Raw genomic sequence first — 18,283 nt, 5'->3', positions numbered from 1 at the left:
CCACGGCGGCGCCGGCGGCAGCGGCGACACGGGCGGCGCCGGCGGCGCAGGTGGCCAGGGTGGGTTCGGTGGCACCGGGGGCAGCGGCAGCGGCATTGGCGGCGGCGCCGGCGGCAACGGCGGCAACGGCGGCGCCGGCGGCACCGGCGTCGTGCTTGGCGGCAAGGGCGGCGACGGGGGCAACGGTGACCACGGTGGGCCTGCCACCAACCCGGGCAGCGGCAGCCGCGGCGGCGCCGGCGGCTCCGGCGGCAACGGTGGCGCCGGGGGTAACGCCACCGGCTCAGGCGGCAAGGGCGGCGCCGGTGGCAATGGCGGTGATGGGAGCTTCGGCGCTACCAGCGGCCCCGCCTCCATCGGGGTCACGGGCGCCCCCGGCGGCAACGGCGGCAAGGGCGGCGCCGGTGGCAGCAACCCCAACGGCTCAGGTGGCGACGGCGGCAAGGGCGGCAACGGCGGTGCCGGCGGCAACGGGGGCTCGATCGGCGCCAACAGCGGCATCGTCGGCGGTTCCGGTGGGGCCGGTGGCGCTGGCGGCGCCGGCGGAAACGGCAGCCTTAGCTCCGGCGAGGGCGGCAAGGGCGGCGACGGTGGCCACGGCGGTGACGGCGTCGGCGGCAACAGCTCCGTCACCCAAGGCGGCAGCGGCGGTGGCGGCGGCGCCGGCGGCGCCGGCGGCAGCGGCTTTTTCGGCGGCAAGGGCGGCTTCGGCGGCGACGGCGGTCAGGGCGGCCCCAACGGCGGCGGTACCGTCGGCACCGTGGCCGGTGGCGGCGGCAACGGCGGTGTCGGCGGCCGGGGCGGCGACGGCGTCTTTGCCGGTGCCGGCGGCCAGGGCGGCCTCGGTGGGCAGGGCGGCAATGGCGGCGGCTCCACCGGCGGCAACGGCGGCCTTGGCGGCGCGGGCGGTGGCGGAGGCAACGCCCCGGACGGCGGCTTCGGTGGCAACGGCGGTAAGGGTGGCCAGGGCGGCATTGGCGGCGGCACTCAGAGCGCGACCGGCCTCGGCGGTGACGGCGGTGACGGCGGTGACGGCGGCAACGGCGGCAACAGCGGCGCCAAGGCCGGCGGCGCCGGCGGCAAAGGGCAGGCCGGCCAGCCCAACTCAGGCACGGAGCCAGGGTTCGGCGGCGACGGCGGCCTCGGCGGCGCCGGCGCAACACCCTGATCACCGGTTGACAGCGATGTTGGGAACGCACGGGAAAGGGCTGGCGGCATGAGTTTTGTCGTAATGCCGCCAGAGATCAACTCCCTGCTGATATATACCGGGGCGGGTCCGGGCCCCCTGTTGGCGGCGGCCGCGGCCTGGGATGAGCTGGCCGCCGAGCTGGGCTCGGCGGCGGCGGCTTTCGGGTCGGTGACCTCGGGGCTGGTCGGTGGTATCTGGCAGGGGCCGTCCTCGGTCGCGATGGCGGCGGCGGCCGCCCCGTATGCGGGGTGGTTGAGCGCGGCGGCGGCCTCCGCCGAGTCGGCGGCCGGGCAGGCCCGGGCGGTGGTGGGTGTGTTCGAGGCGGCGTTGGCCGAGACGGTGGACCCCTTCGTCATCGCGGCCAATCGGTCGAGGTTAGTGTCGCTGGCGTTATCGAATCTGTTCGGCCAGAACACGCCGGCGATCGCGGCCGCGGAGTTCGACTACGAGCTGATGTGGGCCCAGGACGTGGCCGCGATGCTGGGGTACCACACCGGCGCCTCGGCGGCGGCCGAGGCGTTGGCGCCGTTTGGCTCGCCGCTGGCAAGCCTGGCGGCCGCCGCCGAGCCGGCCAAGTCGCTCGCCGTCAATCTGGGTTTGGCCAACGTTGGCCTCTTCAACGCGGGAAGCGGCAACGTCGGCAGCTACAACGTGGGGGCCGGCAACGTCGGGAGCTACAACGTGGGCGGCGGCAATATCGGTGGCAACAATGTCGGGTTGGGCAATGTCGGGTGGGGCAACTTTGGGCTCGGGAATTCGGGGTTAACGCCGGGTCTGATGGGTCTGGGTAATATCGGGTTTGGTAATGCCGGCAGCTACAATTTCGGTTTGGCGAATATGGGTGTGGGCAATATTGGGTTCGCTAACACCGGCAGTGGGAATTTCGGTATTGGGTTGACCGGTGATAATCTGACCGGGTTCGGTGGTTTCAATACCGGTAGCGGGAATGTGGGGTTGTTTAATTCGGGGACCGGTAATGTGGGGTTCTTTAACTCCGGCACCGGGAACTGGGGGGTGTTCAATTCGGGGAGCTATAACACCGGGATCGGTAATTCGGGGATTGCCAGCACGGGGTTGTTCAACGCGGGTGGGTTCAATACGGGTGTGGTCAATGCGGGTAGCTACAACACCGGCAGTTTCAACGCGGGGGAGGCCAATACGGGCGGTTTCAACCCGGGCAGTGTCAACACGGGTTGGTTGAACACCGGTGACATCAACACCGGGGTGGCCAACTCCGGCGACGTCAACACCGGTGCCTTCATCTCCGGTAACTACAGCAACGGCGTCTTGTGGCGGGGCGACTACCAGGGCCTGCTCGGCTTCTCCTCGGGAGCGAACGTTCTTCCTGTCATTCCCCTCAGCCTGGACATAAACGGTGGTGTCGGCGCCATCACTATCGAGCCCATCCACATACTTCCCGACATCCCGATCAACATCAACGAAACCCTCTACCTCGGACCCTTGGTCGTCCCGCCCATCAACGTCCCGGCAATCTCGCTCGGCGTCGGCATACCCAATATTTCGATCGGCCCCATCAAAATCAATCCCATCACCCTGTGGCCGGCACAAAACTTCAACCAAACCATCACGCTGGCCTGGCCCGTCTCGTCCATAACAATTCCCCAAATCCAACAGGTCGCCCTCAGCCCTTCCCCCATTCCCACAACCTTGATCGGCCCAATACATATCAATACCGGGTTTTCCATCCCAGTAACCTTCAGTTATTCCACCCCAGCCCTCACCCTTTTCCCGGTTGGCCTCAGCATTCCCACCGGGGGGCCGCTCACCCTGACTCTTGGCGTAACGGCAGGCACCGAGGCCTTCACCATTCCGGGATTCTCGATTCCCGAGCAACCACTTCCGCTGGCGATCAACGTGATTGGCCACATCAACGCCCTGAGCACCCCGGCAATCACCATCGACAACATCCCCCTGAACCTGCACGCCATCGGCGGCGTCGGGCCCGTCGACATCGTGGGCGGCAACGTTCCGGCGTCGCCGGGGTTCGGGAATTCGACCACCGCCCCGTCCTCGGGCTTCTTTAACACCGGCGCCGGCGGGGTGTCGGGATTCGGGAACGTCGGCGCGCACACCTCGGGCTGGTTTAACCAGTCCACCCAGGCCATGCAGGTGTTGCCGGGAACGGTTTCGGGCTATTTCAACTCCGGCACGTTGATGTCGGGTATCGGCAATGTAGGTACTCAGTTGTCGGGGATGTTGTCGGGCGGCGCGCTGGGCGGCAACAACTTCGGATTGGGCAATATCGGGTTCGACAACGTCGGGTTCGGCAATGCCGGCAGCAGCAATTTCGGCCTGGCGAACATGGGCATCGGCAACATCGGGTTGGCCAATACCGGCAACGGGAATATCGGTATCGGGCTCAGCGGGGACAATCTGACTGGGTTCGGTGGTTTCAATTCGGGCAGCGAGAATGTGGGATTGTTCAATTCGGGTACCGGCAATGTCGGGTTCTTCAACTCCGGCACCGGGAATTTGGGCGTATTCAATTCGGGAAGCCACAACACCGGTTTCTTCTTAACGGGCAACAACATCAACGTCCTGGCCCCCTTCACCCCCGGCACCCTTTTCACCATTTCCGAAATCCCCATTGACCTGCAGGTGATTGGCGGGATCGGTCCCATCCACGTCCAGCCCATCGATATTCCGGCATTCGACATACAAATCACCGGGGGATTCATCGGGATCCGCGAATTCACTCTCCCGGAGATCACCATTCCCGCGATCCCGATCCACGTGACCGGAACCGTCGGCCTCGAGGGTTTTCACGTGAATCCCGCGTTTGTTCTTTTCGGGCAAACCGCCATGGCAGAAATCACCGCGGACCCGGTCGTCTTGCCGGACCCGTTCATCACGATCGACCACTACGGCCCGCCGCTAGGCCCACCCGGCGCGAAATTCCCCTCCGGGTCGTTCTACCTCAGCATCAGCGACCTGCAGATCAATGGACCCATCATCGGCAGCTACGGCGGCCCGGGCACGATCCCCGGCCCGTTCGGCGCGACTTTCAATCTGTCCACATCGTCCTTGGCCTTGTTCCCGGCCGGCCTCACCGTTCCCGACCAAACACCGGTGACCGTCAACCTGACCGGCGGCCTGGACAGCATCACGCTATTCCCGGGCGGCCTGGCGTTCCCGGAAAACCCCGTGGTCAGCCTCACCAACTTCTCCGTCGGCACCGGTGGATTCACCGTGTTCCCGCAGGGTTTCACGGTTGACCGCATCCCGGTGGACCTGCACACCACCCTTTCTATTGGCCCTTTCCCGTTCCGGTGGGACTACATCCCGCCAACCCCGGCCAACGGCCCCATTCCGGCGGTCCCAGGCGGCTTTGGCCTCACCAGCGGGCTGTTTCCATTTCACTTCACCCTCAACGGCGGCATCGGCCCCATCAGCATCCCGACCACCACCGTTGTGGATGCGCTAAATCCCCTCCTGACCGTCACGGGAAACCTCGAGGTCGGCCCCTTTACCGTCCCGGACATCCCCATCCCCGCCATCAATTTTGGCCTCGACGGAAACGTCAATGTGAGTTTTAACGCCCCGGCCACTACCCTGCTGTCCGGCCTGGGCATCACGGGAAGCATCGATATCTCCGGAATCCAAATCACGAATATACAGACCCAGCCCGCCCAGCTGTTCATGTCGGTCGGTCAGACTCTTTTCTTGTTTGACTTCAGAGACGGCATCGAACTGAATCCGATTGTAATTCCGGGAAGTTCTATTCCCATCACCATGGCGGGACTCAGTATCCCGTTGCCCACTGTCAGTGAATCCATACCGCTCAACTTCTCTTTCGGTTCCCCGGCATCCACCGTAAAGTCAATGATTCTGCACGAAATCCTGCCTATCGACGTGTCCATCAACCTCGAGGACGCCGTCTTCATCCCGGCCACCGTGCTGCCCGCAATTCCGCTGAACGTGGACGTCACAATCCCGGTGGGCCCCATCAACATCCCGATCATCACCGAGCCGGGCTCAGGGAACTCCACCACCACCACGTCGGATCCCTTCAGCGGTTTGGCTGTCCCGGGCCTGGGTGTGGGACTGTTGGGCCTGTTCGACGGGAGCATCGCCAACAACCTGATCTCGGGCTTCAATTCCGCGGTCGGGATCGTCGGCCCGAACGTGGGGTTGAGCAACCTCGGTGGCGGCAATGTCGGGTTGGGCAATGTCGGGGACTTTAACCTGGGTGCGGGCAACGTCGGTGGGTTCAATGTGGGTGGCGGCAATATCGGCGGCAACAATGTCGGGTTGGGCAATGTCGGGTTTGGCAATGTCGGGTTGGCGAATTCGGGGTTAACGCCGGGTCTGATGGGTTTGGGTAATATCGGGTTTGGTAATGCCGGCAGCTACAATTTCGGTTTGGCGAATATGGGTGTGGGCAATATTGGGTTCGCTAACACCGGCAGTGGGAATTTCGGTATTGGGTTGACCGGTGATAATCTGACCGGGTTCGGTGGTTTCAATACCGGCAGCGGGAATGTGGGGTTGTTTAATTCGGGGACCGGTAATGTGGGGTTCTTTAACTCTGGCACCGGGAACTGGGGGGTGTTCAATTCGGGGAGTTATAATACCGGGATCGGTAATTCGGGGATTGCCAGCACGGGGTTGTTCAACGCGGGTGGGTTCAACACGGGTGTGGTCAATGCGGGTAGCTACAACACCGGCAGTTTCAACGCGGGGCAGGCCAATACGGGCGGTTTCAACCCGGGCAGTGTCAACACGGGTTGGTTGAACACCGGTGACATCAACACCGGGGTGGCCAACTCCGGCGACGTCAACACCGGCGCCTTCATCTCCGGTAACTACAGCAACGGCGCCTTCTGGCGGGGCGACTACCAGGGCCTGCTCGGCTTCTCCTACCGCCCCGCCGTGCTTCCCCAAACGCCGTTCCTGGACCTCACCCTCACCGGCGGACTGGGCTCCGTCGTTATCCCCGCCATCGACATTCCCGCGATCCGCCCCGAGTTCAGCGCCAACGTCGCCATCGACAGCTTCACTGTGCCGAGCATCCCGATTCCCCAGATCGACCTGGCCGCCACCACGGTCAGCGTCGGCCTCGGCCCCATCACCGTCCCGCACCTCGATATTCCACGGGTGCCCGTCACGCTGAATTACTTGTTTGGCTCACAACCCGGCGGGCCCCTGAAAATCGGTCCGATTACGGGACTCTTCAACACCCCCATCGGCCTTACCCCCCTGGCGTTAAGCCAGATAGTCATCGGTGCTAGCTCGTCGCAAGGGACCATCACGGCTTTCCTGGCCAACCTGCCGTTCAGCACCCCCGTCGTCACCATTGACGAGATCCCGCTGCTGGCCAGCATTACCGGCCACAGCGAGCCCGTCGACATCTTCCCGGGCGGCCTCACGATCCCCGCGATGAACCCGCTGAGCATCAACCTGTCCGGTGGCACCGGCGCCGTCACCATTCCGGCAATCACCATCGGCGAAATCCCCTTTGACCTCGTGGCCCACAGCACGCTCGGCCCCGTTCACATCCTCATCGACCTTCCCGCCGTGCCGGGGTTCGGGAATACGACCGGTGCTCCGTCGTCGGGTTTCTTCAACTCCGGTGCGGGTGGGGTGTCGGGGTTTGGGAATGTCGGCGCGATGGTGTCGGGTGGCTGGAATCAGGCTCCGTCGGCGTTGCTGGGTGGGGGTTCGGGTGTTTTCAACGCCGGCACGCTGCATTCGGGTGTGCTGAATTTCGGCTCTGGCATGTCGGGGCTGTTCAACACCAGCGTGTTGGGGTTGGGTGCGCCGGCGTTGGTGTCGGGTTTGGGTAGTGTCGGTCAGCAGTTGTCGGGATTGTTGGCGAGCGGGACGGCGCTGCATCAGGGTCTGGTCCTCAATTTCGGGTTGGCCGATGTGGGGTTGGGCAATGTCGGGTTGGGCAATGTCGGGGACTTTAACCTGGGTGCGGGCAACGTCGGTGGGTTCAATGTGGGTGGCGGCAATATCGGCGGCAACAATGTCGGGTTGGGCAATGTCGGGTGGGGCAACTTTGGGCTCGGGAATTCGGGGTTAACGCCGGGTCTGATGGGTTTGGGTAATATCGGGTTTGGTAATGCCGGCAGCTACAATTTCGGTTTGGCGAATATGGGTGTGGGCAATATTGGGTTCGCTAACACCGGCAGTGGGAATTTCGGTATTGGGTTGACCGGTGATAATCTGACCGGGTTCGGTGGTTTCAATACCGGCAGCGGGAATGTGGGGTTGTTTAATTCGGGGACCGGTAATGTGGGGTTCTTTAACTCTGGCACCGGGAACTGGGGGGTGTTCAATTCGGGGAGTTATAACACCGGGATCGGTAATTCGGGGATTGCCAGCACGGGGTTGTTCAACGCGGGTGGGTTCAACACGGGTGTGGTCAATGCGGGTAGCTACAACACCGGCAGTTTCAACGCGGGGCAGGCCAATACGGGCGGTTTCAACCCGGGCAGTGTCAACACGGGTTGGTTGAACACCGGTGACATCAACACCGGGGTGGCCAACTCCGGCGACGTCAACACCGGCGCCTTCATCTCCGGCAACTACAGCAACGGCGCCTTCTGGCGGGGCGACTACCAGGGCCTGCTCGGCTTCTCCTACACCAGCACCATCATTCCCGAATTCACTGTCGCGAACATCCACGCGTCCGGCGGCGCCGGACCCATCATCGTTCCGTCGATCCAATTTCCGGCAATTCCCTTGGACCTCAGCGCAACCGGCCACATCGGCGGCTTCACCATCCCGCCGGTGTCCATTTCCCCGATCACGGTTCGCATCGACCCAGTCTTCGACCTCGGCCCCATCACCGTCCAGGACATCACGATTCCCGCCCTGGGACTCGACCCCGCAACCGGTGTCACCGTGGGCCCGATATTCAGCTCAGGCTCCATCATCGATCCATTCAGCCTTACGCTGCTGGGGTTCATCAACGTTAATGTCCCCGCCATCCAAACGGCGCCCAGCGAGATTCTGCCATTCACCGTGCTGCTGAGTTCGCTTGGCGTGACCCATCTAACACCGGAAATCACCATCCCGGGATTCCACATACCCGTCGATCCAATCCATGTCGAGCTGCCCCTGTCCGTCACCATCGGACCCTTCGTGAGCCCGGAAATCACCATTCCCCAACTCCCGCTGGGCCTCGCGTTGTCCGGCGCCACCCCCGCCTTCGCCTTCCCTCTGGAGATCACCATCGACCGAATCCCAGTGGTTCTCGACGTCAACGCGCTGCTCGGCCCCATCAACGCCGGGTTGGTCATCCCGCCCGTCCCGGGATTCGGCAACACCACCGCGGTCCCGTCGTCGGGGTTCTTCAACATCGGCGGTGGCGGCGGGTTGTCGGGCTTCCACAACCTCGGCGCGGGCATGTCGGGCGTGCTCAACGCGATCTCGGATCCGCTGCTCGGATCGGCGTCGGGCTTCGCCAACTTCGGCACCCAACTCTCCGGCATCCTCAACCGCGGCGCGGACATCTCGGGTGTGTACAACACCGGCGCGCTGGGCCTGATCACCTCGGCCCTGGTCTCCGGCTTCGGCAACGTCGGCCAGCAACTGGCGGGCCTGATTTACACCGGCACCGGGCCCTAAAGGCGGCGTCAGGCCAGAGTCGCCCGCACACAGACCGTGACGTAGGGCAGCGCCAGGCCGTTGCTATTCGCCAGCGCCGGATGGGTGGCCAGCAACTGCCGCACCCGGTCGAGCGTTTTGGTGCGGACCTGCGCCGGTGAGGTGATGCAATAGCTGCGCGAAGCCACCAGGTCGATAAGGGCTTGTGGTGTCAGGTAATTCGTCCACTCGACCTGATGGCGCTGCACCGTAGTGAACGGCTCGGGCAGCGTCACCCTGTCGCGCACCGGATCGCCGTCGCGACCGATGATCTCACCCAGCTCGCGCACCCAGCCCAGCCGTTCGTCGCGGGTGTTCCACACCAGGCCGAGCCGCCCGCCCGGACGCAACACCCGGGCGACCTCCGGAATCGCCCGGGCGGGATCCACCCAGTGCCACGCCTGAGCCACCAACACCGCGTCAACGCTGTTGTCGTCCAACGGAATCTCTTCGGCGGTGCCCAGCAGCGCGACGGTTTGCGGCAGCGCAGCACGCAGCACGTCCAGCATCTCCGGGATCGGGTCGACGGCAACCACGTCCAGGCCGCGCTCGACTAGCCGGGTGGTCAGCTTGCCGGTGCCCGCTCCCAGGTCGAGCACGCGGCGGGCGGCGGCCGGCAGCAGCCAGTCGATGGCTTCCGGTGGATACGAGGGGCGCCCGCGCTCGTAGGCGCCGACCGCGGAGCCAAACGACAGGGACATGTCGCGTCGGGAGCACGTCACCGCCGACACGCGCCTTCACGATCAGCCAATCCCAGTGTCTGGCGGATCAATTCGCCCACGGCCTCGGTTTCCACCAGGAAGCCGTCGTGTCCGTAGACCGACTCGACGACTCGCAGCCCGGCGCAGCCCGGCAGCAGGTCGGCCAGCTCCTGCTGCAGGCGCAGCGGGTAGAGCCGGTCGGAGGTGATGCCGCCCACCACCACCGGCACCGGGCAGGCGCGCAGAGCCGCGGAGACCCCGCCGCGGCCGCGGCCGACGTCGTGGCTGTTGAGCGCCTCGGTGAGAATCACGTAGCTGCCGGCGTCGAACCGGGATAACAGTTTGTCTCCTTGGTGTTCCAGATAACTTTGCACCGCGTAGCGCCCGCCGGCCGTCGGATCCTCGTTGCCCTGGTTGTGGTTGGCGAACCGGGTGTCGAGCTCGATCTCGCCGCGGTAGGTGAGGTGCGCGAAGCGGCGGGCGAGTCGCAGCCCGGCGTCTGGTGCCCTCCCCGTCTCGTGGTAGTCGCCGCTCTGCCAGTCCGGGTCGGCTTTGATGGCCGCGATTTGCGTTGTCTGCGTGCCGATCTGGTCTGCGGTGGCACGCGCACCGACCGCCAGCAGCAATCCGGCTCGGACCCGATCCGGGTAGCCGACCACCCATTCCAGGGCCCGGGCGCCGCCCATGGAGCCGCCGACGACGGCGGCGACCTCGGTGATGCCCAGCGCGGCCAGCGCCGCGACGTCCGCCTGCACCTGGTCACGTATCGAGATCAGCGGAAATCTTGAGCCCCAAGGCTTTCCGTCGCGGGCAAGCGAGCTGGGCCCGGTGGAGCCGCGGCAGCCGCCGAGCACATTGGTAGCTACCGCGCACCAGCGGGTGGTGTCAATCGGCGCACCCGGCCCGGCCACCCCGTCCCACCAGCCGGGGGTGGGGTGGCCGGGTCCGGCGGGTCCAGTGATGTGCGAGTCGCCGGTGAGCGCGTGCAAGACCACCACCACGTTGTCCCGTGCGGGCGACAATTTGCCCCAGCGTTGCACGGCGATACAGACATCGTCGATCACCGCCCCGCTTTCCAGTTGCAGCGAGCCGACGTCTATCAGGCCGATTTCGCCTTCGGCGGGCAGCGTCTGGGTGGGTACATCGGAGATCGTCATGTCAGAATTCCTCAGAACGCCGCCACGGACTGCGGGTCGGCGCTGAATCTGCGGGCCGCGGCAAAGCCAAGCTCCAGGTCGGCCAGGATATCGTCGATACCTTCGATGCCCACAGCCAAACGCACCAGGCCCGGGCTGACCCCGGTCGCCAGCTGCTCGGCCGGGCTCAGCTGGGCATGAGTGGTCGATGCCGGGTGGATCACCAGCGAGCGCACGTCACCGATGTTGGCGACGTGGCTGTGCAGCTTCAACGCGTTCACGAATGCCTTGCCGGCCTCGATGCCGCCGGCCAACTCGAAGGACAGCACGGCCCCGGTTCCCTTGGGCGCCAGCCTCTTGGCCCGCTCATGCCAGGGCGAGGAGGGCAGCCCCGCATAGTTGACCGAAAGCACGTCGTCGCGGGCGGCCAGGAACTCGGCGACGCGCTGCGCGTTGGCGACGTGCCGCTCGATCCGCAGGCTCAGCGTTTCCAGACCCTGCGCCACCAAGAACGCGTTGAACGGCGAAGCCGCCGAGCCGTAGTCACGGAGCAGCTGCACTCGAGCTTTGAGCGCAAACGCCGGTGGACCCAGCTCGGCGAACACCACGCCGTGGTAGCTGGGGTCGGGGGTGGTGAAGCCGGGGAAGCGGCCCTGGGTCCAATCGAAGTTGCCGCCGTCGACGATCACACCCGCGATGGCGGCACCGTGCCCGCCCAGGTACTTGGTGGCCGAATGCACGACGATGTCGGCGCCCTGGGCCAACGGTTGGATCAGGTATGGCGTGGCGATGGTGTTGTCGACGATCAACGGCACCCCGTTGCGATGGGCGACCTCGGAAACCGCCGGGGTGTCCAGCAGGTCGATCTGCGGGTTGGAGATGGTCTCGGCGAAGAACGCCTTGGTGTTGGGCCGTACCGCCGCCTGCCAGGTGTCCAGATCGTCCGGATCGTCGACGAAGCTGACCTCGATGCCGAGCTTGGCCAGCGAATAGTGGAACAGGTTGTAGGTGCCGCCGTACAGGCGCGGGCTGGACACGATGTGATCGCCCGCGCCGGCCAGGTTCAAGATGGCGAACGTCTCCGCGGCCTGCCCCGACGACAGGAACAGCGCGGCCACACCGCCCTCGAGCGCGGCGATGCGCTGCTCGACGACGTCGGTGGTGGGGTTGCCGATCCGGGTGTAGATATTGCCCGGAATTTCCAGTCCGAACAGGGCGGCGGCGTGCGCGGTGTCGTCGAAGGTGTACGACGTGGTCGCATAGATCGGCAGAGCCCGGGCGTTGGTGGTCGGATCAGGGTGCTGACCAGCGTGTATCTGTTTGGTTTCGAACGACCAATGCGCGGTCGGATCGGCGTCGGTGCTATTGCTGTCGGCGCTCATGAGCTTTCCCCGTCTGGTCAGGGGCCCGTCATGGCGGACCCGCGCTTGCCGCGCAGCCGGCGATGGCTACTCAACCTGGTCATCACCCGGGGCACCCCACCGCGGTTGGAGGGTTGCCGGCCAGCAAGCCGGGGCTTGACGCTGGCGCTCATGACCGACTCGAAGCCTAGCGCATGGCAGCTACTCAGTGCCAACTCAAAGCACAACTCCGGCGGTCTCAACTGGCCCTTTACCGGCCGCTAGGGGCCCGCGCGGGCTGCTAGTAATCTGATGTGGACTCCCATGTCCAACGCACCCAAGATAAAAGTCAGCGGTCCGGTCGTAGAGCTCGACGGTGACGAGATGACCCGTGTCATCTGGAAGCTCATCAAGGACATGCTTATCCTTCCCTATCTCGACATCCGCTTGGACTATTACGACTTGGGCATCGAGCACCGCGACGCCACCGACGACCAGGTGACGATCGACGCGGCGTATGCGATCAAGAAACACGGTGTGGGCGTAAAGTGCGCGACGATCACCCCCGACGAGGCCCGTGTCGAGGAATTCAACCTGAAGAAGATGTGGCTGTCGCCCAATGGGACAATCCGGAACATCTTGGGCGGCACAATCTTTCGCGAACCTATCGTGATTTCTAATGTGCCGCGACTGGTTCCGGGGTGGACCAAGCCGATCGTCATCGGCCGGCACGCTTTTGGTGACCAATATCGGGCGACGAACTTCAAGGTCGACCAACCGGGCACCGTCACACTGACTTTCACGCCCGCCGACGGCAGCGCGCCGATCGTGCACGAAATGGTGTCCATCCCCGAGGACGGCGGCGTCGTGCTGGGGATGTACAACTTCAAGGAATCCATCCGGGATTTCGCGCGCGCGTCGTTCTCCTACGGCCTCAACGCGAAATGGCCGGTATATCTGTCCACCAAGAACACCATCCTCAAGGCCTACGACGGGATGTTCAAAGACGAGTTCGAGCGCGTCTACGAAGAGGAATTCAAGGCGCAGTTCGAAGCGGCGGGGCTGACCTACGAGCATCGGTTGATCGACGACATGGTCGCCGCCTGCCTGAAATGGGAAGGCGGTTACGTCTGGGCGTGCAAGAACTACGACGGCGACGTGCAGTCGGACACCGTCGCACAGGGCTACGGCTCGCTGGGCCTGATGACGTCGGTGCTGATGACGGCCGACGGCAAGACAGTCGAGGCCGAAGCCGCCCACGGCACCGTCACCCGGCATTACCGGCAGTATCAGGCCGGTAAACCGACCTCAACAAACCCGATCGCGTCGATCTTTGCCTGGACCCGCGGATTACAGCATCGCGGCAAGCTGGATGGCACTCCCGAAGTCATCGACTTCGCCCACAAGCTGGAGTCCGTCGTCATCGCCACGGTGGAGAGCGGGAAGATGACCAAGGACCTCGCGATCCTCATCGGTCCGGAGCAGGACTGGCTGAATAGCGAGGAATTCCTCGATGCGATCGCCGACAACCTGGAAAAGGAGCTGGCCAATTAGGGCGAGCAGACGCAAAATCGCCCAATTTCGTGCCGAAATGGGCGATTTTGCGTCTGCTCGCGCCCGCTAACTGGCCCGGACATGCGGGCAGCACTCTTCGATGAAGCTGGTGATCAGCTCAGTGATGCGCCCCGGAGCCTCGAACATCGGAACGTGACCGACGCCGTCGAGCACGGTGAGCCGGTGGCCCGCCGGCAGTGAGTCGGTGAAATGACGGCTGAACCTGCTGGGAGGGACCACCCGGTCCTGCTCGCACAGCACCACGTGCGAGGGCACGGCGGTGTGTTCCAACTCCTGCAGCCCGGGCAGCACCAGCGCCTTGACCAGCAGCTGAAAATAGGCCGGGCAGTGCGCGGCGTCGTCGATGATGCCGGACAGCTCGCGCTCGCTCACGCCGTCCGGTGTGGCGCTGATCGGCAGGGTGGCCAGCAGGCGGCTGAACGGCAGCCGAAGCGCCCGTTGGCCAAGAATGTGGGCGACGGCCAAGATCGGCGCCCCTGCGATGAACTTAGCGATCACTTCGAACTTGACCGGACTCCAGCGGGTCCAACCGCCCGCCGGGGCGATACCGGTCACGCTGCGTGCCCGGCCACGTCGTTCGAGTTCGAACGCGACCCAGCCGCCCAACGAGTTGCCGACGATATGGCTGGTTTCCCAGCCCAGTTCGTCGAGCTGGCGTTCGACGTGGTCGGCCAGCACCGCCGAGGACAAAACCGGGTGCCCGAGGCCGGTCCGCCGTTGTGGCCGGCCATCGTGGGGGCAAATACCTCGAAGCGGCCGGTGTCGGCCAGCTGCTGGGCGACCTTCTCCCACACCGTTTGGGACATCAAGAACGGGTGTAGCAGTAGGACCGGCTCTCCCGAACCCACGCGTATCGGACTGCGCATAGAGCCGACACTAAAGCCGGTACCGCCGGTACCGCAAGCAGCGTGGTGACCGGTGGTCGACGGGGAGGGCACCCCGCGTGAAAGGATCGGGGCATCATGAGCACCCCTACCGGGTCCCGCCGGATCTTCTCCGGCGTGCAGCCCACGTCTGACTCGCTTCACCTCGGTAATGCCTTGGGCGCCGTCGCCCAATGGGTTGGCTTGCAGGATGACCACGATGCGTTCTTCTGCGTGGTCGACCTGCATGCGATCACCATCCCTCAGGATCCCGAGGCACTGCGGCGCCGGACCCTGATTACCGCCGCGCAATACCTGGCGTTGGGAATCGATCCCGGCCGCGCCACCATCTTCGTGCAAAGTCAGGTGCCGGCTCACACCCAGCTGGCGTGGGTGCTGGGTTGTTTCACCGGCTTTGGCCAGGCGTCGCGGATGACCCAGTTCAAAGACAAGTCGGCGCGTCAGGGCAGCGAGGCCACCACCGTCGGCCTGTTCACCTACCCGGTACTGCAGGCCGCGGACGTGTTGGCCTACGACACCGAGCTGGTGCCCGTCGGGGAGGATCAGCGGCAGCACCTCGAGCTGGCCCGCGACGTCGCGCAACGGTTCAACAGCCGATTCCCCGGCACCCTGGTGGTTCCCGACGTGCTCATCCCCAAGATGACCGCCAAAATCTACGATCTACAAGACCCGACGTCAAAGATGAGCAAATCGGCGGGCACCGATGCCGGTTTGATCAACCTGCTCGACGATCCGGCATTGTCCGCCAAGAAGATTCGCTCCGCCGTGACCGACAGCGAACGTGACATCCGCTATGACCCGGACGTCAAGCCAGGGGTGTCTAACCTGTTGAACATCCAGTCGGCGGTCACCGGGACCGACATCGACGTTCTCGTCGACGGCTATGCCGGACACGGCTACGGCGATTTGAAGAAAGACACCGCCGAGGCCGTCGTCGAATTCGTCAACCCGATCCAAGCCAGAGTTGACGAATTGACCGCAGATCCCGCGGAGCTGGAGGCCGTGCTCGCCGCCGGGGCGCAGCGCGCCCACGATGTGGCCAGCAAAACGGTTCAGCGAGTCTACGATCGGCTCGGGTTCCTTCTATAACGGGGGTAGGGCAGTCGATCATGGGCGAGCTCGCCGAGCCAGGGGTGCTTGACCGGCTGCGGGCCCGGTTCGGGTGGTTGGACCATGTCGTGCGTGCGTTCACGCGCTTTAACGATCGCAACGGCAGTCTTTTTGCGGCCGGACTCACCTACTACACGATCTTTGCGATATTTCCTTTGCTGATGGTCGGTTTCGGGGTGGGTGGATTCGCGTTGTCGCGTCGTCCGGAGCTGCTGACCACGCTCGAGGAGCGCATCCGCACCTCGGTCTCCGGTGCGGTGGGACAGCAGCTGGTCGACCTGATGAATTCGGCGATCGATGCACGCGCGTCGGTCGGGGTGATCGGTCTGGCGACCGCGGCCTGGGTGGGCCTGGGCTGGATGTGGCACCTGCGGGAAGCGTTGAGCCAGATGTGGGCACATCCAGTCGCTCCGGCGGGCTACTTGCGCACCAAACTGTCGGATCTAGCGGCCATGGTGGGGACGTTCGTGGTGATCGTGGCCACCATCGCGCTCACCGTGCTCGGCCATGCCAGGCCGATGGCTGCGGTACTGAGATGGCTTGAAATACCCCAGTTTTCAGTGTTCGACGAGATCTTTCGGGGCATCTCGGTGCTGGTATCGGTGCTGGTGTCGTGGGTGCTGTTCACCTGGATGATTGGCCGGCTGCCGCGGGAGCCGGTCGGTTTGGTCACCGCGGCGCGGGCCGGGTTGATGGCGGCGGTCGGCTTCGAGCTGTTCAAGCAGGTGGGGGCGATCTACCTGCAGATAGTGTTGCGCAGCCCGGCGGGCGCGGTGTTCGGGCCGGTGCTGGGCTTGATGGTGTTCGCGTTCGTCACCGCGTGGCTGATCCTGTTCGCCACCGCGTGGGCGGCGACGGCTTCGGCGTAAAACCCGTGGGCCAGCCCGCGTACCCAGCGACCTCTAGGCGTGAATGTCGCTGACCTCGATGGCGGTGGGCTCATCGAGGTCGCTTTCCAGGATCCAACACACCGTGGAGTGGTCGTGTTCGGTGGGCGGGCCATATGAAGCGTGGTCAAGCAGGGTCTGCAAGTGGCCTTCGAGGGCAATCAGTTCGGCGATCTGCGCGCGGACTTCGTCGATGCGGGTGCTCAGTAGTTGGCGGACGTGTGCGCACGGCGCCTCGCCGCGGTCGTGGATGGCCAGGATTTGGCGTACTTCCTGTAATGCCAGCCCGGCCGCTTGGCCCCGATGGATAAACCGCAGCCGATCCACGATCTCGGGTCCATAGTTGCGATACCCCGATGCTGTGCGTGCAGGCGGCGGCAGCAGCCCCGAGTTCTCGTAGAAGCGGAGGGTCTTGGTGCTGGTGTTGGTGAGCGCGGCTACCTCGCTGATCTTCATGCGACTCCCCTTGACCTTCTAGTGCACTAGAAGGTTAACACTGGGTACATGTGAGCCGCCAGCAGTGCGGGCGATCGTGACGAGCCTGATCTCGGTGAGCCCATACCGCTGAATTGCGGCCTGCGGAAAGGAGTTACCAGATGAGAACAACCATCGACACCGCACCGCGTGTGCCCGCGCAGGCCTGGCGCCCGACGCCACTATGACCATCCGCTGATTCCGTCGGCAGGCGCCCATGCCGACAACGGGAGCGGGATCGAAGGCTTGTGGATGAGCCTCGGCCAGCGGCTCCGGTGTGGTTCTCTGGATCTGGCTCCTCAATGCACCCATGCCCTGGTCCCCTCCCAGACTGCATCGGCGCTGTGAAACGACATCATGGCGCCGGTCAAACCTGACCAGACAGCCACACCTATGGCGTGGATCGCGATCCAAAGCCCGCCAGGTAACGGCTTTTAGCAGAACGGAAACCCCATCATGTTCACCGGCATCGCTAGCCATGCCGGCGCCCTGGGTGCCGCCTTAGTGGTGCTGATCGGCGCCGCAATTCTGCACGACGGCCCAGCAGCGGCCGACCCAAACCAAGACGATCGGTTTCTGGCGCTGCTCGAGAAAAAGGAAATCCCCGCCGTCGCGAATGTGCCTCGCGTCATCGACGCGGCCCACAAAGTGTGTCGCAAACTCGATGGCGGCATGCCGGTGAACGACATTGTGGACGGGTTACGCAACGATGCCTACAACATAGACCCGGTCATGCGCCTCTACCCTGTCCGCCTCACGACGACCATGACCCGATTTATCAGTGCGGCAGTGGAGATCTACTGCCCGAACCATCACAGCAAGATGGCGTTCGCCATGGCCAATTTCGAGCCGGGATCGAATGAACCGACGCATCGCGTTGCGGCGTCCACGCGCAGCGCGGTCAACTCGGGAAGCGACCTGCGGGCGTCGGTGTCGGACATGACCATCATGTCGCCGGGATGGCGGGAACCGACGGGTGCGATGCTTGCCTCGGTGCTCGGAGCGGTTCGCGCGGGGGATCCCCTGATACCGAATCCGCCGCCGATTCCGGTACCGCCGCCGGCGGCGCAGACCCTGATTCCACCCCCGCCGATCGTGGCACCGCCGCCACCGCGACCAGCGCCGCCGCAACAGCCGCCGCCCCCGCCGCCAGAGGTTGAGCCGCCTGCTGGTGTTCCGCAGTCCGGGGGCGCTGCCGGCAGTGGCGGCGCCGGCAGCGGTGGTGGCGGCGGTGGTGACGGACCGGTAGAGCCGTCGCCTGCACGACCCATGCCGCCGGGCTTTATCAGGCTCGCGCCGTGAGACCGTACCCGTGTCGTCGGCTACCGCCCAAGCCGGCTGCCGAGCGCTTCGCGGCGATCGGATGATTG

General features: G+C 64.8%; 10 protein-coding genes and 1 pseudogene. 6 read left to right on the top strand and 5 right to left on the bottom strand.

What is annotated here, in order from left to right:
• Window positions 1-151 precede the first annotated feature (151 nt).
• The gene (PE_PGRS49, locus tag Rv3344c; protein ID YP_177961.2) at window positions 152-1,168 is read left to right on the top strand and encodes a PE-PGRS family protein PE_PGRS49; all 1,017 of its coding nucleotides are present in this window, start codon (window positions 152-154) and stop codon (window positions 1,166-1,168) included.
• Between the two features lie 48 nt (window positions 1,169-1,216).
• Entirely contained in the window at window positions 1,217-8,788 is a 7,572-nt protein-coding gene (gene PPE54, locus Rv3343c) for a PPE family protein PPE54 (protein ID YP_177960.1), read from the top strand.
• Between the two features lie 8 nt (window positions 8,789-8,796).
• On the opposite strand, the gene Rv3342 is transcribed toward PPE54, so the two are convergent.
• From Rv3342 to metC, 3 genes are read right to left on the bottom strand one after another with little or no spacing between them, the layout of a single operon-like run.
• A complete protein-coding gene (locus Rv3342) occupies window positions 8,797-9,528 on the bottom strand; it encodes a methyltransferase (protein NP_217859.1) in 732 nt (243 codons plus the stop codon).
• Window positions 9,525-10,664, bottom strand: coding sequence for a homoserine O-acetyltransferase (gene metA / locus Rv3341; protein NP_217858.1), 1,140 nt, complete (start codon window positions 10,662-10,664; stop codon window positions 9,525-9,527). Before metA ends, Rv3342 begins: the two co-directional genes overlap by 4 nt.
• 11 nt (window positions 10,665-10,675) lie before the next feature.
• On the bottom strand, window positions 10,676-12,025 hold the full coding sequence (gene metC, locus Rv3340; protein ID NP_217857.1) for an O-acetylhomoserine sulfhydrylase: 1,350 nt from the start codon (window positions 12,023-12,025) through the stop codon (window positions 10,676-10,678).
• Window positions 12,026-12,307: 282 nt separating this feature from the next.
• On the opposite strand from metC, the gene icd1 reads away from it, so the two are divergent.
• Window positions 12,308-13,537, top strand: coding sequence for an isocitrate dehydrogenase (gene icd1, locus Rv3339c; RefSeq protein NP_217856.1), 1,230 nt, complete (start codon window positions 12,308-12,310; stop codon window positions 13,535-13,537).
• 66 nt (window positions 13,538-13,603) lie between these two features.
• Here icd1 and Rv3337 read toward each other — a convergent pair.
• A pseudogene (locus tag Rv3337) lies at window positions 13,604-14,424 on the bottom strand.
• A 96-nt stretch (window positions 14,425-14,520) separates the two neighbouring features.
• On the opposite strand from Rv3337, the gene trpS reads away from it, so the two are divergent.
• Together trpS and Rv3335c are read left to right on the top strand one after the other, a co-directional pair.
• On the top strand, window positions 14,521-15,531 hold the full coding sequence (gene trpS, locus Rv3336c; RefSeq protein NP_217853.1) for a tryptophan--tRNA ligase: 1,011 nt from the start codon (window positions 14,521-14,523) through the stop codon (window positions 15,529-15,531).
• Window positions 15,532-15,551: 20 nt separating this feature from the next.
• Window positions 15,552-16,421, top strand: coding sequence for an integral membrane protein (locus Rv3335c; RefSeq protein ID NP_217852.1), 870 nt, complete (start codon window positions 15,552-15,554; stop codon window positions 16,419-16,421).
• 33 nt (window positions 16,422-16,454) lie between these two features.
• Here Rv3335c and Rv3334 read toward each other — a convergent pair whose 3' ends face one another.
• Window positions 16,455-16,895, bottom strand: a complete 441-nt coding sequence (locus Rv3334) for a MerR family transcriptional regulator (protein NP_217851.1) — start codon at window positions 16,893-16,895, stop codon at window positions 16,455-16,457.
• A gap of 474 nt (window positions 16,896-17,369) precedes the next feature.
• Here Rv3334 and Rv3333c point away from each other — a divergent pair, with 474 nt between their 5' ends.
• Entirely contained in the window at window positions 17,370-18,215 is an 846-nt protein-coding gene (locus Rv3333c) for a hypothetical protein (protein ID NP_217850.1), read from the top strand.
• The last annotated feature ends 68 nt before the right edge of the window (window positions 18,216-18,283 follow it).

Source organism: Mycobacterium tuberculosis H37Rv (assembly GCF_000195955.2).
Taxonomy (GTDB): Bacteria; Actinomycetota; Actinomycetes; order Mycobacteriales; family Mycobacteriaceae; genus Mycobacterium; species Mycobacterium tuberculosis.
Note: the sequence above shows the minus strand (reverse complement) of the source record. Positions and strands in the feature narration are given on the sequence as shown.

Excerpts from the sequence above, each read along its gene's own strand:
- Rv3334 (NP_217851.1), bottom strand. The coding sequence starts at position 16,895 with ATGAAGATCAGCGAGGTAGCCGCGCTCACCAACACCAGCACCAAGACC.
- PPE54 (YP_177960.1), top strand. The coding sequence starts at position 1,217 with ATGAGTTTTGTCGTAATGCCGCCAGAGATCAACTCCCTGCTGATATAT.
- icd1 (NP_217856.1), top strand. The coding sequence starts at position 12,308 with ATGTCCAACGCACCCAAGATAAAAGTCAGCGGTCCGGTCGTAGAGCTC.
- metA (NP_217858.1), bottom strand. The coding sequence starts at position 10,664 with ATGACGATCTCCGATGTACCCACCCAGACGCTGCCCGCCGAAGGCGAA.
- trpS (NP_217853.1), top strand. The coding sequence starts at position 14,521 with ATGAGCACCCCTACCGGGTCCCGCCGGATCTTCTCCGGCGTGCAGCCC.
- metC (NP_217857.1), bottom strand. The coding sequence starts at position 12,025 with ATGAGCGCCGACAGCAATAGCACCGACGCCGATCCGACCGCGCATTGG.
- Rv3335c (NP_217852.1), top strand. The coding sequence starts at position 15,552 with ATGGGCGAGCTCGCCGAGCCAGGGGTGCTTGACCGGCTGCGGGCCCGG.
- Rv3333c (NP_217850.1), top strand. The coding sequence starts at position 17,370 with ATGTTCACCGGCATCGCTAGCCATGCCGGCGCCCTGGGTGCCGCCTTA.